Origin of the sequence: Streptomyces sp. NPDC006197 (assembly GCF_040613865.1) — a bacterium.
Lineage (GTDB): Bacteria > Actinomycetota > Actinomycetes > Streptomycetales > Streptomycetaceae > Streptomyces.
The window spans coordinates 1-1,577 of sequence record NZ_JBEXSZ010000299.1 but is presented as its reverse complement, the minus strand read 5'-3'; the positions used below and the strand labels follow the sequence as shown (position 1 = coordinate 1,577).

3 protein-coding genes are annotated in these 1,577 nt (G+C 71.1%); all 3 read right to left on the bottom strand.

Features of this window, described 5'->3' with window-relative positions:
* Window positions 1-10: 10 nt before the first annotated feature.
* A complete protein-coding gene (locus tag ABZ318_RS39570) occupies window positions 11-547 on the bottom strand; it encodes a hypothetical protein (protein WP_356907250.1) in 537 nt (178 codons plus the stop codon).
* Between the two features lie 33 nt (window positions 548-580).
* Window positions 581-1,366 (bottom strand): electron transfer flavoprotein subunit beta/FixA family protein, encoded by a 786-nt coding sequence (locus ABZ318_RS39565; protein ID WP_356907249.1) that lies wholly within the window; start codon window positions 1,364-1,366, stop codon window positions 581-583.
* A gap of 28 nt (window positions 1,367-1,394) precedes the next feature.
* Window positions 1,395-1,577, bottom strand: a 183-nt coding sequence (locus tag ABZ318_RS39560) for an acyl-CoA dehydrogenase family protein (protein ID WP_356907248.1), incomplete at its 5' end; no start/stop codon positions are given.

Genomic DNA, 1,577 nt, shown 5'->3' with positions numbered 1-1,577 from the left:
GCTCCGGTGGTCACCGTGTCCCGGCGCCGGCAGCGGGGCGGGATCTGGCCCAACGGCACGATCCTGGCCCGGCCGGTCGCGGAACTCGGCGGCGGATGACCGGGACGCCGTGCGAGACCGTGGACTTCACCTGGTACGAGGCGGCGAAGACGGACTGCGTGGCGACGGGGCCCTTGTCACCGGCCTCCAGCTCCACGGCGTCGGTGATCAGACCGGAGCCGAGGCGGAGCGCGACTCGGGCCGCGATCTCCTTGCCTTCGCCGGAGGAGGTCACCAGGACGGCGGCCGCCCCCTTCTCCTGGGCGAGCTGGGTGAGCGCGTCGACCTTCGGGACGACGAGCTGCTCGGTGAACTCGGCGCCGTCCGCGACGTACACGGTGGCGGCGCCGTACTCGCCGGCCGTGGCGGCGATCGAGGCGGCGGCCTCGCCGGCGCCGAGGACGACCGCCGAGGGCTCGCCGATGCGGCGGGCCAGGGTCAGCAGTTCGAGGGCAGGCTTGCGGACCGCACCGTCGGCGTGGTCCACGAGAACCAGGATCTCAGCCATGATTCCTTGCTCCTGAGGTGGGGTGACGGTGGGTCAGATGAACTTCTGGGTGGCGAGGAAGGCGGCGAGCTGCTTGCCGCCGTCGCCCTCGTCCGTGACGATCGTGCCCTGGGTGCGGGCCGGGCGGGCGGCCACGGCGTCGACCAGGGTCCAGGACCCGGCGAGGCCGACCTCGTCGGCGTCGATCCCCAGGTCGTCCAGGTCCAGCTCCTCGACCGGCTTCTTCTTGGCGGCCATGATCCCCTTGAAGGAGGGGTAGCGGGCCTCGCCGGACTGGTCGGTGACCGAGACGACGGCCGGCAGCGGGGCCTCCAGGAGCTCGGTGGCGGCGTCGCCGTCACGGCGGCCCTTCACGACACCGTCCTCGACGGAGAGCTCCGACAGCAGGGTGACCTGCGGCAGGCTCAGGCGCTCGGCGAGCAGTGCGGGCAGGACGCCCATCGTGCCGTCGGTCGAGGCCATGCCGCAGACGACCAGGTCGAAGCCGGTCTTCTCCAGGGCCTTGGCCAGGATCGCGGAGGTGGCGATGACGTCGGAGCCGTGGATGTCCTCGTCGTTGACGTGGACGGCCTTGTCGGCGCCCATGGAGAGCGCCTTGCGCAGCGCGTCCTTGGCGTCGTCCGGGCCCACCGTCACGACGGTGACCTCGGCGTCGTCGGACTCCTCGGAGATGCGGAGCGCCTGCTCGACCGCGTACTCGTCGAGCTCCGAGAGGAGCCCGTCGACGGCCTCGCGGTCGGTCGTCAGGTCGTCGGCGAAACCGCGGTCGCCGGTCGCGTCGGGGACGTACTTCACACAGACAGCGATCTTCAGGGTCACGGCCTGTCTCCTTTCGAGAGGCTGGTGGTTACGGGAGGTTGCGGGCCATGACGATGCGCTGGACCTGGTTGGTGCCCTCGTAGATCTGGGTGATCTTGGCGTCGCGCATCATGCGCTCCACGGGGTAGTCGCGGGTGTAGCCGTAGCCGCCCAGCAGCTGGACGGCGTCGGTGGTGACCTCCATGGCGACGTCGGAGGCGAAGCACTTGGC